The sequence below is a fragment of the Loigolactobacillus jiayinensis genome, assembly GCF_003946445.1.
GTDB lineage: Bacteria > Bacillota > Bacilli > Lactobacillales > Lactobacillaceae > Loigolactobacillus > Loigolactobacillus jiayinensis.
In genome coordinates, this window is sequence record NZ_RHOF01000024.1 from 1 (window position 1) to 18,065 (window position 18,065).

Annotated in this window: 15 protein-coding genes; 6 read left to right on the plus strand and 9 right to left on the minus strand. The window is 42.4% G+C overall.

Annotated elements, in window-relative coordinates:
- Window positions 1–466 precede the first annotated feature (466 nt).
- From apf to EKM80_RS07205, 3 genes are all read left to right on the plus strand, one after another.
- The gene (apf, locus tag EKM80_RS07195) at window positions 467–1,057 is read left to right on the plus strand and encodes an aggregation-promoting factor (protein WP_125552443.1); all 591 of its coding nucleotides are present in this window, start codon (window positions 467–469) and stop codon (window positions 1,055–1,057) included.
- 317 nt (window positions 1,058–1,374) lie between these two features.
- A complete protein-coding gene (locus EKM80_RS07200) occupies window positions 1,375–2,205 on the plus strand; it encodes a YitT family protein (protein WP_125552444.1) in 831 nt (276 codons plus the stop codon).
- 69 nt (window positions 2,206–2,274) lie between these two features.
- Complete coding sequence (locus tag EKM80_RS07205) at window positions 2,275–4,266, plus strand: KUP/HAK/KT family potassium transporter (protein ID WP_125552445.1); 1,992 nt, start codon at window positions 2,275–2,277, stop codon at window positions 4,264–4,266.
- Window positions 4,267–4,308: 42 nt separating this feature from the next.
- Here the strand turns inward: EKM80_RS07205 and EKM80_RS07210 are convergent, their stop codons facing one another.
- The 5 genes from EKM80_RS07210 to glpK all read right to left on the minus strand — a co-directional run bounded on the left by EKM80_RS07210 (window position 4,309) and on the right by glpK (window position 10,183).
- Entirely contained in the window at window positions 4,309–4,830 is a 522-nt protein-coding gene (locus EKM80_RS07210) for a DUF308 domain-containing protein (protein ID WP_125552446.1), read from the minus strand.
- Between the two features lie 54 nt (window positions 4,831–4,884).
- A complete protein-coding gene (locus tag EKM80_RS07215) occupies window positions 4,885–5,763 on the minus strand; it encodes a cation diffusion facilitator family transporter (protein WP_125552447.1) in 879 nt (292 codons plus the stop codon).
- Window positions 5,764–5,952: 189 nt separating this feature from the next.
- A complete protein-coding gene (locus EKM80_RS07220; protein ID WP_125552448.1) occupies window positions 5,953–6,672 on the minus strand; it encodes an MIP/aquaporin family protein in 720 nt (239 codons plus the stop codon).
- Window positions 6,673–6,685: 13 nt separating this feature from the next.
- Window positions 6,686–8,518 carry a type 1 glycerol-3-phosphate oxidase gene (gene glpO / locus EKM80_RS07225; RefSeq protein ID WP_125552449.1) on the minus strand — a complete coding sequence of 611 codons (1,833 nt, stop codon included), beginning with the start codon at window positions 8,516–8,518 and terminating at the stop codon, window positions 6,686–6,688.
- A 150-nt stretch (window positions 8,519–8,668) separates the two neighbouring features.
- Window positions 8,669–10,183, minus strand: a complete 1,515-nt coding sequence (glpK, locus tag EKM80_RS07230) for a glycerol kinase GlpK (RefSeq protein ID WP_125552450.1) — start codon at window positions 10,181–10,183, stop codon at window positions 8,669–8,671.
- A 761-nt stretch (window positions 10,184–10,944) separates the two neighbouring features.
- Here glpK and EKM80_RS07235 point away from each other — a divergent pair.
- Window positions 10,945–11,700 (plus strand): DeoR/GlpR family DNA-binding transcription regulator, encoded by a 756-nt coding sequence (locus EKM80_RS07235; RefSeq protein ID WP_125552451.1) that lies wholly within the window; start codon window positions 10,945–10,947, stop codon window positions 11,698–11,700.
- A 97-nt stretch (window positions 11,701–11,797) separates the two neighbouring features.
- On the plus strand, window positions 11,798–12,790 hold the full coding sequence (gene galE / locus EKM80_RS07240; RefSeq protein ID WP_125552452.1) for a UDP-glucose 4-epimerase GalE: 993 nt from the start codon (window positions 11,798–11,800) through the stop codon (window positions 12,788–12,790).
- 118 nt (window positions 12,791–12,908) lie between these two features.
- Here the strand turns inward: galE and EKM80_RS07245 are convergent, their stop codons facing one another.
- The 3 genes from EKM80_RS07245 to EKM80_RS07255 all read right to left on the minus strand — a co-directional run bounded on the left by EKM80_RS07245 (window position 12,909) and on the right by EKM80_RS07255 (window position 15,709).
- Window positions 12,909–13,709 (minus strand): fumarylacetoacetate hydrolase family protein, encoded by an 801-nt coding sequence (locus EKM80_RS07245; protein WP_125552453.1) that lies wholly within the window; start codon window positions 13,707–13,709, stop codon window positions 12,909–12,911.
- A gap of 64 nt (window positions 13,710–13,773) precedes the next feature.
- Window positions 13,774–14,835 (minus strand): hypothetical protein, encoded by a 1,062-nt coding sequence (locus EKM80_RS07250; RefSeq protein ID WP_125552454.1) that lies wholly within the window; start codon window positions 14,833–14,835, stop codon window positions 13,774–13,776.
- Entirely contained in the window at window positions 14,828–15,709 is an 882-nt protein-coding gene (locus tag EKM80_RS07255; protein ID WP_125552455.1) for a hypothetical protein, read from the minus strand. Before EKM80_RS07255 ends, EKM80_RS07250 begins: the two co-directional genes overlap by 8 nt.
- A gap of 180 nt (window positions 15,710–15,889) precedes the next feature.
- Here EKM80_RS07255 and EKM80_RS07260 point away from each other — a divergent pair, with 180 nt between their 5' ends.
- Window positions 15,890–16,903 (plus strand): hypothetical protein, encoded by a 1,014-nt coding sequence (locus EKM80_RS07260; RefSeq protein ID WP_125552456.1) that lies wholly within the window; start codon window positions 15,890–15,892, stop codon window positions 16,901–16,903.
- 76 nt (window positions 16,904–16,979) lie between these two features.
- Here EKM80_RS07260 and EKM80_RS07265 read toward each other — a convergent pair whose 3' ends face one another.
- Window positions 16,980–17,996, minus strand: a complete 1,017-nt coding sequence (locus tag EKM80_RS07265; RefSeq protein ID WP_125552457.1) for a hypothetical protein — start codon at window positions 17,994–17,996, stop codon at window positions 16,980–16,982.
- Between the last annotated feature and the right edge of the window lie 69 nt (window positions 17,997–18,065).

Below are 18,065 nucleotides of genomic sequence, written 5' to 3' on the forward strand. Positions count from 1 at the left end.
CGCTAATAGATTACCACTTTGAGCAATCTATCAACAGGATAAAGTATAGAGCCTAATTGGTGAAAGGTTTTTTAGTTTTAGGCTTAAATTTAAGCCTAAAAAGACAATTTCAAGCTAAAAATCTTACTTTTAATCATTTTCTAATCTAAAAATGATAATTATTTTTTTATTTTACGCCTAAAATCGGCTTTTTTGTAATCTAAAAATAAGTGTAAAAAAGACCTGTAGATTAGGAACGTATGGTCTAAGTGGAAAAAAAGTGTTGCAAGAGATTACAACAGCATGACAATATTGCATGAAAATCCCGTTCTGTAATGGTTTAGGTATTTGTTTGTCACAGCGAGTTGCTATAATCATCCTCGTTGATTAAATTAAATCAGCATTCACGTGAACGTCGTTATTAACAAACAAATCTTACAAACCCAATTTAGGAGTGATTTTTATTTTATTAAGTAACCGTATTAAAATGTTAGTTTTATCTACTGTTGGTGCCGCTAGTTTATTCGTTGGTGGCGTTGCTCAGGCAAGCGCGGCTACAGTAACTGCTCAATCGGGCGACACGGTCGCTAAGTTGGCTAATGCAAATGGCGTTTCTATTACTGCCTTTGAACAAGTAAATAGCATCAGCTCAAGCACACATTTAATCTATGCGGGGCAAACTTATACGCTTCCTGGAACAACGACAACAACTGCAGCACAACCTGCAGCAACACAAACGACAACACAAGCAGCGCCAGTGCAACAACAAACACAATCGACACAAGCTACGACAGCCGCAGCAACAACTACGACCGCAGCTTCAACAACTGCAGCTTCAACGACAACTAGTTCGAGCTCAGATGAAGCTGCTAAAGCATGGATTGCTAATAAGGAATCCGGTGGTAGCTACACAGCTACAAACGGTCAGTATATTGGTAAATATCAATTAAGTTCTTCATACTTAAATGGTGATTACTCAGCAGCTAACCAAGAAGCAGTTGCTAACAACTATGTGACTTCACGTTATGGTTCATGGACTGCAGCACAATCATTCTGGCAAGCAAATGGCTGGTACTAGGCTTAAATAATTATAGTAGACAATTTTAAAATATAAAGCCATTTAGATTAATGGTGATGGCCTGTTTCCTACTTAGTGGGAGGCAGGTCTTTTTTAGTAGCAACACCAGCACGCTACGTTAAATGTGGCGTATTTGGGTGTCAGCTATTGCGTAGATTAAAGGTGATTTTGCGCGGATCATTTGTCTATTTAATGGCTGGCTACACTGATGTACCTTAATTTTTGTACTGATGCGCGGCAATCAGGGCGCCCTTTTTAGGACATCGTTCAACTTTTCTGTCATAATAGAAGGTAACCTGAAGAAATGAGGTGGCTAAATGCCACGTATTACCCGTTTCCAAATTCGTCAAGTTCTGCTGATGATTGTTGCTTTAGAAATCATCGCTGTCAGTATCAACTTATTTTATGCGCCTCATGCCGTTGCGGCTGGTGGTGTGACTGGGATCGCCATTTTAGCGAAAGCTGCATTTGGCTTGTCAGTTTCAACTGTAGTATTAGTCTTAAATACTATTTTATTAATTATTGCCTATTTTTTCTTAGAGCGAGCAACTGTATTGCGAATCGCATTTGGTAGCTTTGCGTTACCATTATGTTTAGCCCTAACGCCGCAAGTTAAGGTCATTGAAGATCAATTATTGGCTGTCATCGTCGGTGGCGTGGTTTTTGCGCTAGGGGTATCGTTATTGTACCGGATGGACGCTTCCAGCGGTGGGACAACAGTGCCGCCAATGATTTTAAAGAAATATTTTCAGATTAAGCCGGCAGTTAGTCTTTTATTGATCGATGGCTTGATTTGTATAGGTAATTTATTTACCACTAATTTTGAAGCTTTTGCGTTGGCGTTATTATCGTTAGTCGTGACGTCACTATTGATGAATTATATTGAAACTGGCCTAGATCGCAAACGCGTTATTTACGTGATGAGTGAGCAGGAAGCAAAAATAAAAGCGTTGCTAGTTGACGATATGGCCCGCGGCTTAACTGCTTTGCAGGTGACGGGTGGCTTTAGCGGTGATGCACGGGAAATGTTAATGCTAGTGGTAGAAAACCAGGATTATCCCTATGTGATCAAACAAATTCGTAGTATTGATTCTAGTGCATTTTTGATGGTGCATGATGTTGCTGAAGTACATGGCGGAATTTTGTAAGAACTGAATAAAAAGTGTTATTATCTAGATACATTGTTACAAATTTTCAGAAAATAGCAGGTAAGGTTAATGCAAAAAAGCAGTTTACGCAATAAATTATCAGTGGCTGGCGTTTTAGTTACCCTGGGGATCGTTTATGGGGATATTGGTACGTCGCCGTTATACGTTATGAATGCGATTGTTGCTGATGCTGGCGGGTTACAGCACGCCACACCAGATTATATTATTGGCAGTATTTCGTTGATTTTTTGGACGCTGATGTTAGTGACAACGGTGAAATACGTGCTCATTGCATTGCGGGCAGATAATAATGGTGAAGGTGGTATTTTTGCGTTGTACGCCTTAGTCCATAAGCACGCTCGCTGGTTAATGATTCCGGCGTTGATTGGTGGCGCTGCGCTATTGGCTGACGGAACGTTGACGCCAGCTGTGACAGTGACCAGTGCGGTGGAAGGACTGAAAGGACAAGCGTTTGGCCATTTAGTTTTTAGCCAAGATCAAACTGTTGTTGTCTTTACCACAATTATTATTTTGTTGCTACTATTCATGATCCAGCGGTTCGGGACTGCAACGATTGGTAAGGCTTTTGGACCAATCATGTTTTTATGGTTTGCTTTGATCGGCGTGATTGGCTTGGCCAATTTATTGCCAAACCTTGAGGTGCTTAAGGCGTTGTCACCAGTTTATGCGATTAAAACGTTGTTTAGTCCCACTAATAAAGCCGGTATTTTTATTCTCGGTAGTGTTTTTCTGGCGACAACTGGGGCCGAGGCATTGTACTCGGACATGGGCCATGTAGGCAAGAAAAATATTTACGCTAGTTGGCCGTTTGTTTACGGTATGCTGACGCTGAGCTATTTTGGCCAAGGCGCCTGGTTAATTCGCAATTATCACTCACAAGCTGTAACTGGTTTTACCAATCCCTTTTTCCAAGTGATTCCGGCTAATCTAAAATTATTTGTGATCATTGTGGCTACTCTGGCCGCAATTATCGCGTCGCAAGCCTTGATTACTGGTTCATTTACGCTGGTATCTGAGGCAGTTCGTTTGAAAATTTTACCGCGCATGCTGATCAAATACCCGAGCACTGAGCGTGGTCAGATTTATATTGGGAGTGTCAACTGGCTACTGTGTATGGTGACGATAGCGGTAACGTTGTTTTTCCGTACTTCCGAGCATATGGAAGCAGCGTATGGTTTAGCCATCACAGTGACGATGTTGATGACGACATTACTGTTGCATGCTTATCTTGAACAAAAAATTAATCGCTTAGTGGCCCTATTGATTGCGCTATTTTTCGGTAGTGTTGAGGTGATTTTCTTCATAGCTAGTGTGGTTAAATTTGCTCATGGTGGGTATGTGACAGTATTGATCACGTGCTTGATTTTATCAGTTATGGCAATCTGGTATTATGGTAACAAGATTCGTGACCGGCATGAATCTGAGCGTGAGTACGTGTCATTATTGGCATATCGCAATCAATTAGTTGAATTATCAGCTGATGAAACGGTACCCTTGTACGCAACAAATTTAGTTTACATGGCTAAAATGAAGCCTGGCCATATGATCAAGCGCAGCATGTTGTACTCGATTTTAGATAAACGACCAAAGCGGGCGCGGGTTTATTGGTTTGTCACGGTGGTGATCACTGATGATCCGTATACGTTAAAATATAAAGTTGATATGATGGATACTAAAAGTGTGGTCAATGTGACGTTATATCTTGGTTTTCGGCGTAATCAGTGGATCAACGTCTACATTCGCCAGATTATTCAAGACCTTATGCGTGAAGGCGAAATTGATTATCAACCACAACGATACACGACAATCCCCGATCGCCATGTTGGTGATTTTCGCTTTGTTGTGCTACGTGAATTACTGTCACCAGCGACGAATATTTCTAACTGGGAGCGGCTGATCATTGGTGCACGGATTTGGCTACAAAATCATACCGCGTCACCGGTACAATGGTTTGGCCTAGAATTTAGTGATGTCACTATCGAAGCCGTTCCGTTGATTTTAGGTCGGCGGTATCATGTTAAATTAAAACAGATCAAATAAAAAATGATCGGCTACGGCAAAACGCCATAGTCGATCATTTTTTTACTGGTGTCGAGTTTGCCACCAAGTCACAATTTCACCAATACTCATAATAATCAAAATAACACCAAAAATTTGGAAGCCAAGTAAGACACTTTTAAATGGATTAAAGAGTAAAAAGGCACCAGCTAAGATCACCAAAACACTATAGATCAACGCGCCCCAGGGCTTAACATTAACAACTTGACGTTGATTCCAAGCTTGGCCAAATTTGAAAATACCGTACATCAGTAAGATAATACCGAGAAAGATGGGTAAGATACTGACAATGCCACGAGCAAAAATCAAAATGAAAAGCGCGGCAATGATCTTAAACGCACCACTAAAAAAAGCTAGTGAGTAGAAATTTGTTTGCTGTCGTGCTTGGCGACTACTAGTGATACTGATAATTCCAGAAATTAATAGATAAAGTGAAATTGCGTAGACGCCAAAACGGAAAACAGGATGCGGGTACAGTGTGATAATCAGTCCAAAGATAAAATAAACTAAGGCACGAAGCCATGTATAACGTTGTAGTCTTTGCATAAAATCATCCTTTTTTGGTATGTTGTTGCTCTGATTCTACCATGAAAGCATGTCTTAAATCGAATTTTCTACACTGCCGAGTTGTTGGCAGGTCCCATATTCAACTTGAATGGTGATATGTTGAATATTGTACTTGGCACGTAATTGTTGATCTAAATCATTTAAGAAGCAATCATTATTATCAGTTGTATTACGCACCAAGTGAACACTTAATGCATTATCAGTTGTGCCAATCGCCCAAACATGTAAGTCATGGACTTTGGAGACGCTGGGCTGTGCGGCAATGCATTTGGTGATTGCCGCCACATCAACGCTATTTGGGACACCATTTAAGGAAAGGTTGATGGCATCGCGCAACAAGCCCCAAGTACCAATCAAAATGACGACGGCGATGATCAAGCTGACTACGGGATCAAGCCAACTCCAATCAGTGAGCAACATGATGATCCCAGTGATGACGACACCTAATGAAACGCCAGTATCGGCGGCCATATGCATAAAAGCGCCCTTAATATTTAAGTCATCTTTTTGGCCATGCAGGAATAAGAAGGTGGTGATACCGTTGACGATCACGCCTAATAAGGCAACGATAATGACGGTCCAGCCATGCGGTGCTGCTGGTGTTTGCAATCGTTGTAAGGCCTCGATAATAATACCGCCAATCGCAACTAATAAGAAAACGGCATTGAATAAAGCCGCTAAAATCGACGCACTTTTGTAACCATAAGTTCGTTTAGCAGTTGGCGCTTTTTGACTGAGCCAGACAGCTAACCAGGCAACTAACAAGCCCAGTACATCACTAAAGTTATGGCTAGCATCAGCGATTAAAGCCATTGAATTTGTTGAAAAACCAAAACCTAATTCAGCAATAATATAAATTAGATTGAGACTAATACCAATAATAAATGGTGTTTGTTTTTGTGTAATAGTCAAACGACCACGGCCTCTCTCAATTTTATATGAGTATTCGCTCATATGTTTACTATAACACATTATAAAAAGTTTGCCAACCTAAATTTTATTTTGTGTAAGCGATTTATATCATTTTGGTTTTATGGTTATTTAGGGGACAAAAAAGCCATGACAATAAAGTTGTTGTCATAGCCTTTTGTCATTATTTGTTTACGGAATTAAAAGGAAAAGTGCGGCCCCAATTGCACCACCGACCATTGGCCCGATGATTGGCACCCAACTATAGGCCCAATCAGAACCGCCTTTGTTGGCGATTGGTAAAACTGCGTGGGCGAGACGCGGTCCCAGATCACGGGCAGGGTTGATAGCGTACCCAGTCGTTCCACCTAATGACAGGCCAATCGCGATGATCAACACACCAACGACCAGCGGATTTAAGCCGTCAGTGAAGTTGCCGCGAGTGAAAGTTAAAAGGGCAAAGACTAAGACGATCGTGCCGATAACTTCACTGATGAAGTTAGCAAAATAACTGCGGATTGCAGGACCAGTTGAGAAAATACCGAGGATCGTAGCTTCGTCTTTAGTTGCCCGCCAGTGTGGTCCGTAATGGATCCAAACTAAGGCAGCACCGACAAAACCACCAGCAATTTGTGCTGCTGAGTAAGGCAATACCGACGACCAAGGCAAATTACCAGCAACGGCCATCCCTAATGATACAGCAGGATTCAAATGGGCGGGGCTGAGAAAGGCGGAAGCGTAAACGCCTAAGGTTACGGCCATGCCCCAACCTAAAGTAATAGCGACCCAGCCGGCATCTTTAGCTTTTGATTTGTTTAAACTGACGCCAGCGACAACACCGTCCCCAAGTAATACAAGAACTAATGTGCCAATAAATTCACCGAGCAGTTGTAGCGATAGACTATTATTCATAAGGTCACCTCATCTAGTTGTTGTTTTTAAGCAGACTTAAATCGGATTCAGCAATTGCTTGATTTAGTTGGTCTAATCGTTGTTGTTTTTCAGCTGGCTGCCAGCCTAAATAGCGCGCCATTTCGTTGACGACGCCGACTTTGACCGTGTCTAACGTTTCACGTTGAAATAGAATATGATTGGTTCGGCGTAACAAGTAATCAACGGGAGTTAACGTCATTTCCTCGGTTAGCGCATAGCGTAGGCCTAGTGTTTCAGCTAACGTTAAACCAGGCGCCGCGGAAAGTTCATCGATTAGCGCAAAAACGTGCGTTACATTGGCACCGTAGAGATTAGCAAGTTGTAATGCATCTGCTGCCGGTAAGCCTTTAGCTTGGCCTTGTTGTGCTAAAGTAGCCAATGCTGCATCGACATTTGTGGAATCAAGTGCGCCACCAGATACAGCTAAGTCTTTGGAGTCAATTGGGTCGAAGTGAGCGTCAAAGCGACTGGCCAGTAAATGACTGATCAGCGTTATTGCACCAGCTGCCATTTTACGATAGTCAGTAATTTTTCCGCCGGCTAAGGTGATCAGACCATCATCTGCTACGGACAGATCACTACCACGAGAAACAGCAGAAGGATTTGATTTATGCTCACTTAAAGCGCTGTCAACATTTTTTAAAACTTGTTCAACATCACTGCGTGTCGCTTGCTTGTTTTCGTAGTTATTGACGACATCAATTACAGCAGCAAAGCTTTGATCAGATAATTTACCGGAATCACCACCATTGTAATCAGAGCTACTATTAGCGGCAATTAGTGGTCGTAAGCCGGCCCAGCTGGCTTCAATGTCATCAATGGTCAAGTGAACATCGGGATAACGATTGTTAATAATAGCAAGCAGATAATCAACGTCTTCACGCGTTGCAACGGGATGCTTAAAGTCAGCAGTATAATCAGTATCTGTAGTGCCAAAATAAGTTTTATTTGCCCGCGGCACTACAAAAACCATACGGTCATCTTGATCACCGGTATCAAAATAAGTGGGTTGCGGTACCGGTAGGCGGTCAGCGGCGACCACTAAATGAACGCCCTTAGTTGGTCGCATTTGTGGCGTGATTTTAGCATCAGGGTCTAATTGGCGAACAAAGTCAGACCAAGGGCCAGCCGTATTGATCACTAAACGCGCATGAACGGTGAATTCCTCATCAGTCATTAAATCTTTGACTTGGGCACCAATGAGGTTACCTTGTTCATCATGTAGTAACTGAGTTGCCTGCACATGGCTGGTCATAATACCACCATCAACTTGGGCTTGCTTGATGTTTTCAATTACTAAGCGTGCATCATTACTGATATAGTCCAAATAAACGCCACCGCCAACCAAGTTTTCAGCTTTGAGTTGTGGTTCCCGTTGTAAAACTTCGTCGCGGGAAAGGGTATAGTTTGTATATTTAGGATCAGTGACGTCAGCTAAACGATCATAAAGATCCATTGCAACCTTAAGCGAGAACATGGTAAACGTTGCGCCAGGTTCATCATAAATAGGAATCAGCATTGGGTCAGGTCGCGGAATATGTGGTGCGATATGCTGAATTGCTGCCCGTTCCTTAACGGTATCAGCAACTACTTCCACATCGAATGTTTTCAGATAACGAATACCACCATGAACTAACTTGGTCGAACGTGAGGAAGTTCCTTCGCTGAAATCTTGCATTTCAATCAAGCCAGTCTTAATTCCCATTGCGCTAGCTTGTAACGCAACGCCGGCACCAGTTATCCCACCGCCGATAATTAACAAGTCTAAGTGTTCCGCCTTTAAACGAGCAATATTTTCTTGACGTGTTGCTGCAGAAAAAGCCATATTAATTGCCTCCTTCACCTGGCAAAATGCTATCTATGCGCAATAAATGTTAATTTTTTGGATAGTAAAAGAGGTTGTGCATAAATGTTTTATGGGACAGCCTCTTCTGACGTAACAGCGTTAACTTATGATACGGACATTTGATAAAAGTTACTTTTTCAATGATTTGTGCTTAAAAGTTTGGGTTGCGGCAACGGCTTCTTGCCAACCACTGTATAGATTATCCCGTTGTGCAGCTTCCATTTTTGGTTGGAAAGTTTCGCCTTCAGCGTATTCAGCCTTAATAGCATCGAGATCTTTCCAATAACCAACTGCTAACCCAGCAAGGAAAGCAGCACCCAATGCGGTTGTTTCCAGATCATGGGCACGCTGGATCGGTGTATCTAAAATGTCAGCTTGGAACTGCATTAGCATATTGTTCTTAGCAGCGCCACCATCGACTTTTAGCAAAGGAATATCGATTCCAGAATCTAGTTTCATGGTGTCAACCACGTCACGCGTTTGGTAAGCGACTGCTTGCAGCGTTGCCTTAACAAAATCTTCGCGAGTCGTGCCGCGCGTGATACCGAAGACAGAACCACGTGCATCGGGATCCCAGTAAGGGGCACCTAAACCGGTAAACGCAGGGACTACATAAACTTCATTGTCGTCAGTTGATGCATTAGCTAGTTTTTCTGATTCGGGGGCAGTACTGATCAGACGCATGCCATCACGAAGCCACTGAATTGCTGAACCAGCCACAAAAATACTACCTTCTAGCGCATAATAAACTTTACCGTTAATACCATAACCAATCGTAGTTAATAAATTATGCTGCGACATTTGCGGTTTTTCGCCGGTATTCATGACGATAAAGGAGCCAGTGCCGTAGGTGTTTTTAACCATTCCTGGTTCGAAAGCCATTTGGCCAAAGAGTGCTGCCTGCTGATCACCAGCCATGCCCGAAATTGGCACTTCACTACCGTAGAAATGGTAATCCTTAGTTTTACCGTAGATTTCGGAGTTTGGCCGAGCTTCCGGTAACATAATCTTAGGAATATTCATAATTTTGAGAATTTCATCATCCCAAGTTAGATTATGAATATTGAACAACATAGTCCGGCTGGCATTGGAGTAGTCAGTGACGTGAACATCGCCACCGGTGAGTTTCCAAACGATCCAAGAATCAATAGTACCGAATAAGAGCTCGCCTTTTTCCGCACGTTCTTGAGCGCCTTCAACATGGTCGAGAATCCAGCGAATTTTTGTAGCGGAAAAATAAGCATCAATCAATAAACCAGTCTTGTCGTGAATTAAATCCGAATAGCCGTCTTCCTTGAGTTGAGCGGCAATATCAGCTGTTTGGCGTGATTGCCAGACGATGGCGTTGTAAATTGGTAAACCAGTCTGTTTGTCCCAAACGATTGTTGTTTCCCGTTGGTTGGTGATCCCAATACCAGCAATCTGCGTTGGCTTAACGCTTGATTCGATAAAAGCATTTGCAATCGTTGATAGCACTGCATTCCAAATCTCGTTGGCGTTATGTTCTACCCAACCAGGCTGCGGGAAATATTGTGGGAACTCGCGCTGTGAATCTGCAACCTTATGTCCCTGATGATCAAAAATAATCGACCGCGTGCTGGTGGTTCCTTCGTCAATTGCTAGAATGTATTGCTCTTCTGCCAAAATGATCTCCTCCTTAAATTTAAGCCAATAGACAATAATATGACCAAACCAGATAGGTACAAAAATTTGTTAACTATCCCCATTATAAATGATGTGTCAAAATATAGAAAGCGCTATCATTTCCCGATAGTCACAGGATACCGCGTTTTTGTTGTTTTGTGAACCTATTTGCGTCAGAAAAAAAGCAAGTATTTTAAATGTAAATTATTGTACAGGTTAAATTTGTGCTCTGACGGGCTGAACGGTGAATATAGTATAAAATTGTGTATAAAATAATTTGTGTAATTGTGATAATTTGTAATAAACAGTTGGTCTTTTATTTTAAAAATGGCCAAGAAAAAAGCTTTAAAATTAGCGTGCGATAAAACTAATTTTGGTTCTTTCTGAACTTTGTCTGCAAGCTGAGTAAGTTAGTCTCCATTCTGTCGCCAGTGGACGGAACGAGTGCGACTTGAACTTGGCGGTCCTTGCCATAGTTCAATCGACAACGGGAAGCACGTTCTATTGGGCGGTTAAGTGCTAAGTTCCTGATGCTTTTCAAATTTAGTTGTTAAAAACGAGCGACAGTGGCGCGTTGGCGAGCTAATTTTTTCTAGATAAACGTAAAAATGGATCTCGCCAGCCACGCAATTTTCTAAAATTACGTAAGCTAATTAGGTTTACCTTGCGCTAAACAGAAGGCCTAAGTTACACTTAGAGCAATAGGATTTTATGGTAGCTATAATATTTTAAAACGGTATTATCGTAAAGAAGGTGGGTCTATGTTAATCAGTGAACGTCAAGAAAAAATCTTGGCGGTGGTTAATTCACAACGCTTCACCACGATTGCTGAATTAGCCGCGTTGCTAACTGTATCGGATATGACTGTACGCCGTGATTTAGATCAATTGGCTAGTGCGGAAAAAGTCACTAAGGTCCGTGGCGGGGTTCAAAGTGTACAAGCAGTTGCATTTAATGATTTATCGGTTGAACAGAAGCAGGATCTTAATTTACCTGAAAAACGGCAAATTGCTAAGACAGCTGCGCGCTATGTTTTATCAGGTGAGACGATCTATTTAGGCAGCGGGACGACGATTGCATTATTAAGCGACTATTTTGAGCAAGACTATTTACGGATCACGACTAACAGTTTAACCGTGTTCAACGTATTGCTTAAGCACCATCCGCGTTATGAAATCACGTTGATTGGCGGCAATTTGCGCCAGCGTTCCGGCGTATTTATCGGTGGGATCACTGAAGATACGCTACAGCGACTGAATTTTGACCACGCCTTAGTTAGTGCAGATGGCATCGCAAACGGCCAATTGATGGATGTTGTCACCGAAGAGGGCCGCTGCCAAGGAATCGCGATGGCGCAATCGCAGGAGTGTATTGTCTTGGCTGATCATAGCAAGCTAGAGCATCCAGCATTTTATCCCTTTGCGCGTTTACAGGATGCGCGTTACCTGATCACAGATGAGCTCGCTGCTGATCAATTAGCGCATTATCAAGCCGATACTGAAGTAGTTATGATTTAATTTTTGGCGGGTAACTTTGTGCTACAATAAGTTCGTTAATCGGTTTAATGCGGCTCAACGCGCTAAAACTAATTTTAATTTCAAGTAGGAGGCAGGTATGGCAATTTTAGTAGCAGGTGGTGCCGGATATATTGGCTCACATATGGTGGATCGTTTAATTGAAAAAGGACATGATGTGGTCGTTGTCGATAATTTATCAACGGGGCATAAAGCTGCAATTAATGAGCAAGCACGCTTTTATCAAGGTGATACCCGGGATAAAGCTTTTCTGACCAACGTTTTTAAGCAGGAAAAAATTGATGGCGTTATTCATATGGATGCTTTTTCATTGGTTGGCGAATCAATGAAGGATCCGTTAAAATACTTTGACAACAATATCTATGGCATGATCGTTTTGCTGGAAGTAATGAAGGAGCAAGGCGTTAAATACATGGTATTCTCTTCAACGGCCGCTACTTATGGCGAGCCAGAGAACGAATTGATTGCGGAAACAGATACTCAAGAGCCAATCAATCCCTATGGTGAAAGTAAATTAGCAATGGAACGCATGATCCGGTGGGCTGATGAAGCTTATGGCATTAAGTTCGTTGCGTTACGCTATTTCAACGCTGCCGGCGCCAAAGCCGATGGCAGCATCGGTGAAGATCATCATCCTGAAACGCATTTGATTCCAATTATTTTACAAGTCGCTGCCGGACAACGCGATGAATTACAAATTTTCGGTGGTGATTACAAGACACCTGATGGGACCAACGTGCGTGATTATGTGCATGTTCTAGATTTAGCTGACGCGCATATGTTAGCTTTGGCGTACCTCCAAGCTGGCAACCCAAGCCAAGCCTTTAATCTTGGTTCGTCCACTGGTTTTTCTAATCAGCAAATGTTAGAAGCTGCACGTAAAGTCACTGGCAAGACAATTCCTGCTAAAATTGCGCCTCGTCGTGGTGGCGATCCTGATTCACTAGTTGCTGATAGCCAAAAGGCGCGTAAAGTCTTAGGCTGGCAACCACAATATGATGATGTTGAAGATATTATTCGTACTGCTTGGGCCTGGAAACAAAGCCATCCGCAGGGATATGGCGATAAATAAGTAGGCATTTTAAATCGTTATAAGCTAGGCGGAATCATTCAGCAAATCAAGGCACAATAATAGCACAAAAAATAACCCACTGAAATTTAATTTCGGTGGGTTATTTGTGCTTATAAGCCTAGCGCATGGTCAGATTTAACTGACCTAAACCAGTGATTTCACCAGTGACTTGATCACCGGGTTTTAAGAAGATTTGTGGCTCATGGCCGACGCCAGTACCGCTGGGCGTGCCGGTGAAAATCAAATTACCAGGTTGTAGTTCAACAATACTGGACAGATAGCTGATCAGCTTTGGTACCGTGAAAATCAATTGGCTAAGTGGTGCCTGTTGCATGATTTCACCATTAACTTTAGTAGTGATCACAGCTTGATCTAATGCCGTCATTTCATCAGGTGTTGTTAACCAGGGACCAATTGGCGCAAAGTTGGCAAATGACTTACCTAACGAAAATTGGGGCGGGGTGTTTGCAAATTGGACTTCACGGTCAGATAGATCTTCACCGACCAGATAGCCAGCCACATGATCAGCGGCCTGGGCAACGTTGATATCGCGGCCACCTTTCCCAATCACAACCACTAATTCAGTTTCCCAATCAGTTTGTGCGCCATGTGTGGCAACGGTCGTATTAGGTGCGGCCAACGAACTACTGAATTTTGTGAACACGCTGGGGACCTTAGGCAATTCCATATGAATTTCTTTAGAGTGGTCTAAAAAGTTCATACCAATAGCAAAAATCTGATTGGTTGCTGGAATTGGTGCGGTCAGCTGGTCAGGTGTAAAAGTTTGTGCGGTACCTAATTGCCATTTTGCTGTTGTGGCCTGTAGGGCGGCTGGAATCGTTGCGTAATTAGTGATGATGTGGCCGCTAGTAGAACTATCAATTAGAAATGGTTGCTGTTTTAACATACCAATTTTCATTTTATATCTCCTTAGATGTGGGTAGCAAAAAAGCCCCTAAGCTACAGGGCCTTACTATCAAAGGTTAAACGATGATTGCTGTCTTTAAAGTTTCTTCCAGCCATTCACCAAAGAATGGATAGATTTTGGATAGCTCATAAATCTGCGTATCAGGATCTTGATAGTGTAGTGTCAAGGTCTCATCTTGTGAGTTGACCGTGATACCCAATTCTTGTTGGTTAGGTAATTCTAATTGGAAGCTACCAATTTGGGCGCCAGTTCGCATTAAAATGTTATTGCTAGATGCAGTAACAAATAAATTATCTAGGCAAGGTAACGTATCAATGGCAACAGCTTCAACGGTTAGCGTCAAAGTCTGGTTAGTCAGTTCTGGTAAATGTTGTGCTTCCCAACTAAATGTACCACCAGCAGTGACGTGTGGCTGACCAGCCGTGGTGACGTCGTTGCCGGTTTCATCGACAACTTGGAAGCTGCGAACATCGTAGTTGCCGATCTCCACATTGATTTTAACCGGAATAGCGACATTATTGCTGACTTTTAACGTTGCCGTGAAGGTCTTCGCATCAGGGAATTTAACACCAAAATGAAGGTCATTAACTGGCTGCAATACAGTTTCTTTTGGTGACAAGAAGCGCAGATCAGCAGCGTACAGCAACTTGATCAGTTGCAACATAGCAGGAAACATTTTTTCCGTGATCAGGCTTTCAGTTTTATCACCATTAATATCGGCTAGAACAGGTAGTTCGTGGGCCGTTAAATGGGCTTGCATATGCAGTGCTTGATCAATGGCAAATAATAAATGATTGGCACCTGACTCATCGGCATAGTTAATGTTAATTGTGGTGCCCTGTTCTTGCTGCACGACTTCTAACCATAGATGATCTAATAAGTCTGACTTACCGATCACCTTATCGTCACTAAGTGCTTCCCATAACTTGTCCATGAACAGACGTGTATAGCTGGCACCAAATTCAAATAAAGCAGCATCATTATGCGCCCAGTGTGCCTTGTCAGTGAAAACTTGGCGCTTTTGTTGGTATTGTCGGGCCAAGCTGGTACGAATCTTAGCGATATCAGCAGGAGCTTCGATAACATCACGTAATTGTGGTTGTTTAAAATTAAGCATTGTCGTCGTCACTCTCCCTTTGTGTCGCTAATTGTGGGCCAGCTGCCAAACTTGCCATGTAGCTATCGGAAATATGTTGTAGTGAGTTTTCAAATTGTTTTAATGAACTATATTGGCTGATAATGGCTTGATATTCGTAATTAGTAACGGCGGATTCAACTTGAATCTGGCGCTTTTCTTCATCATACCGAGCTTGAGCTTCAGCGCGGGCAGCACTTAATTGTGATTGTAACGTTGCTACTTCGCTGCCATCGCCACTAGGTTGTACTGGTGTGGTTGCGGCATCTTCTTCAGGTTGGTCAATAAAATTTTTCATTAGACCTTTGAAACCACCACCAGCGCGATCACGGTTACTGCGGGTTGGGGCATCAGGTTCAGCCGCTACAGCAGCTTGTGCTTTTTCAAGTCGACTTTGTAAATGATCAGCTTCACTATAGGCATCGTCGTGCAAACTAGCTAAACGCTTTTTGAGATAGTTTTCAGGATCAGCCGCGTAAGTTTCTAAATCAGGTAAAATTTGACGCTCAGCTTCAGAATACTGCATAATTTGGCGTGTCCAAACATCGAGCACACCAAATTGCCGCCGATGATACCAGTCGCCAAACATGACGATACCGTCAGCACTGACTTCAAAGAAGGGGATGTAAGTTTGCAACCATTCGATGAGGCCTTTTTGCAAATAAGCACGCAATTCACTTTGTGCTTGTTTATCGTAGGCTAAGATGTAGCCTGGAACTTCGGAGAGGTCGAGTCTTAGTGCATCAGCGGTTGCGTCAATTCCACGGTAAAGATCAAGATCGGAGTGGTCTTGCCAAGCCGCCGCAAAATTAGTAAAAAACCGTTTTTGATAGTCCAGTGATTTTTCAATATCCACGGAAAAATTCCCCCCAGCAATTTATTTTTGCTCTTGTTACTATTCTACAGCTTTTAGTACGCGGTTGGAAAGTATATTAAATTTAAAAATTTGTTAGGTATTGCACATAGTTCATGGTAAAATTGTGACAAGCAATATGTAAGCGCCAACAAAAAATATTTTATAGGGAGCTGACGTTCTATGTATGGGTTAGGTAAAAAAGCTTTGGTTGTTGTAGCAACAGTTCTAATGGCCAGTCCGGTAGCCTTTTTGGGTAAGACACAGCAGGTACAAGCTGCCAGTGCTGATCAAGTCGTTTTGAAGCAAATGACCACTGCACCACATGGCGAAAAATCTTTTGCAATTACGACGGTAGCACTGCGTGGGGATAAAATTGTTGCGTCACACATTGATGAATTCCAATTCGTCAAAAAAGGGGCTGACGGCATGACGCCAGTACCCAATAGTGATGGTGACTTTGCTAAGGGCATGAAAAAGAAACAAATGCTGATTTCAAAGGATGCAAACGATGAAGGCTATAGTGAGTTGATGAAAGAAGAGGGCAAGGCAACAAAGACACGCTCTGCATCAATGACTGCGATTGAAGAATACACTGTAGGTAAGACGGTGAAGGAACTTAAAACAACACTAGCAAAGAAGGAAGCCTTACAGAAAAAGGTGATTTCTGGGGCAACTTTAACCGATACCAATAGTTATGTAAAATCGGTGGTTACCACAGCAACTAAAGGCTTCACGACCACAGGTATCAGTGTAGCCGATGATAATATTACGCTGAAACAAATTGATGGGGCACCACATGGCAATAAATCTTTTGCGGTGACCACGGTGGCTATGAGTGGCGATAAAATTGCTGCCGCTGCGATTGACGAATTCCAATTTGTTGCTAAAAAAGGGTTCAAAGGGGTACCGAATAGCAACAAAGAATTTGGCGATAGCTATGCCAAAGGCCAAATCCTGATTTCAAAACAAGCGAATGATAAAGCTTATAGTAAGTTGATGAAGGACGAAGCTAAAGCAACGCAATCGCGAAATAAATCGATCAATGCGATCACTAAATATGCGGCTGGTAAAACCGCTACAGAACTAAAAAATGATTTAAATGCCCATGATAAAATGACTGATGTCGTTTCTGGGGCAACCTTAGAAGATACCAATGGCTATATTAAAACTATTGTCGAAGCGGCAAATGAATAAGTAGTGCGGAATAATCCAAATTAAATCAACAAAAAAATCCTGCCAGTAACGGCAGGATTTTTAGTTACGCTAGATTTTATTTGTTGATGGCATCAACGATTGATTGAACATAACCGTTAGTATCTTCAAGTGTAGCACCAGAGACAACGTCGGTCATCTTAGAATGAGCATTTAAATCACTCTTCAATTGATCGGCAGTCTTGCCAGCCGCATACTTGGTGATGGCATTAACGGAAGTCATCCGATCTTGTTTAGCCTTGCCCATTTTCTTCATCAAAGCACTGTAAGCTTTGTCGTTAACTTGTTTAGAAATTAAGACTTTGCCTTTAGGATAAGCTTTGCCGAAGTCGGACTTGCTGTTTGGCACACCTGTGAAGCCTTTTTTGTCAACAAATTGGAATTCATCGATGCTGGCAGCAGCAACCTTATCACCACTCATAGCAACGGTTGTAACGGCAAATGAATCAGTGCCGTGAGGAGCAGCTTCAACTTGTTTCAAAGTAATGTTGTCGTCAGTTACATCAGTACCAGCAGTTGCGTAACCCTTAGTGGCTGTTTGTGCGATTGACTTAACGTAACCGTTTGTACTAGCTAAAGTAGCGCCAGAAATGACTTTGTCTTGCATTTTCTTGTTCTTAGCTAAGGCAGCGTTGAGTTGTTTAGCTGTTTTACCAACAGCATACTTTTCAATTGCATCAAGTGATTGTAAACGGCCTTGAGTTGCTTTAGCTTCTTTTTTCATTAAGCCGCTATAAGCTTCGTCGTTAGTCGCTTTAGAAATCAACATTTGCTTGTTCTTAACGCCTTTAGCGAAACCTTTGGTACTATTTGGTACTGGGGTCATACCATCGGTGCCTTTTTTAACGAATTGGAATTCGTCAATATAAGCAGCGACAATCTTGTCACCTTTCATGGCAACAGTAGTGACGGCAAATGCTTGCTTACCGTGCGGTGCAGTATCCAATTGTTTCAGTACAACTTGGTTATTGTCGGTAGCGGCTTTAGCCCCACCAACAGCAGAGAACGTTGCAACTGAGCCGCCCATTAAGATTGCAGCTGCCAACGTTACGATTTTACGACCTAATTTATTCATTACATCCAGCTCCTTTGATATGTAAAATTAGAAACGCTTGCTGAGAACGTTTCCTGAATGTACGTTGTT

What these genes read in the sequence shown, in the direction of transcription:
- EKM80_RS07210 (WP_125552446.1), bottom strand. Translation starts at nt 4,830, where the DNA reads ATGCAAAGACTACAACGTTATACATGGCTTCGTGCCTTAGTTTATTTT.
- EKM80_RS07220 (WP_125552448.1), bottom strand. Translation starts at nt 6,672, where the DNA reads ATGAATAATAGTCTATCGCTACAACTGCTCGGTGAATTTATTGGCACA.
- galE (WP_125552452.1), top strand. Translation starts at nt 11,798, where the DNA reads ATGGCAATTTTAGTAGCAGGTGGTGCCGGATATATTGGCTCACATATG.
- EKM80_RS07260 (WP_125552456.1), top strand. Translation starts at nt 15,890, where the DNA reads ATGTATGGGTTAGGTAAAAAAGCTTTGGTTGTTGTAGCAACAGTTCTA.
- glpO (WP_125552449.1), bottom strand. Translation starts at nt 8,518, where the DNA reads ATGGCTTTTTCTGCAGCAACACGTCAAGAAAATATTGCTCGTTTAAAG.
- EKM80_RS07250 (WP_125552454.1), bottom strand. Translation starts at nt 14,835, where the DNA reads ATGCTTAATTTTAAACAACCACAATTACGTGATGTTATCGAAGCTCCT.
- apf (WP_125552443.1), top strand. Translation starts at nt 467, where the DNA reads ATGTTAGTTTTATCTACTGTTGGTGCCGCTAGTTTATTCGTTGGTGGC.
- EKM80_RS07265 (WP_125552457.1), bottom strand. Translation starts at nt 17,996, where the DNA reads ATGAATAAATTAGGTCGTAAAATCGTAACGTTGGCAGCTGCAATCTTA.
- EKM80_RS07245 (WP_125552453.1), bottom strand. Translation starts at nt 13,709, where the DNA reads ATGAAAATTGGTATGTTAAAACAGCAACCATTTCTAATTGATAGTTCT.
- EKM80_RS07200 (WP_125552444.1), top strand. Translation starts at nt 1,375, where the DNA reads ATGCCACGTATTACCCGTTTCCAAATTCGTCAAGTTCTGCTGATGATT.
- EKM80_RS07235 (WP_125552451.1), top strand. Translation starts at nt 10,945, where the DNA reads ATGTTAATCAGTGAACGTCAAGAAAAAATCTTGGCGGTGGTTAATTCA.
- EKM80_RS07205 (WP_125552445.1), top strand. Translation starts at nt 2,275, where the DNA reads ATGCAAAAAAGCAGTTTACGCAATAAATTATCAGTGGCTGGCGTTTTA.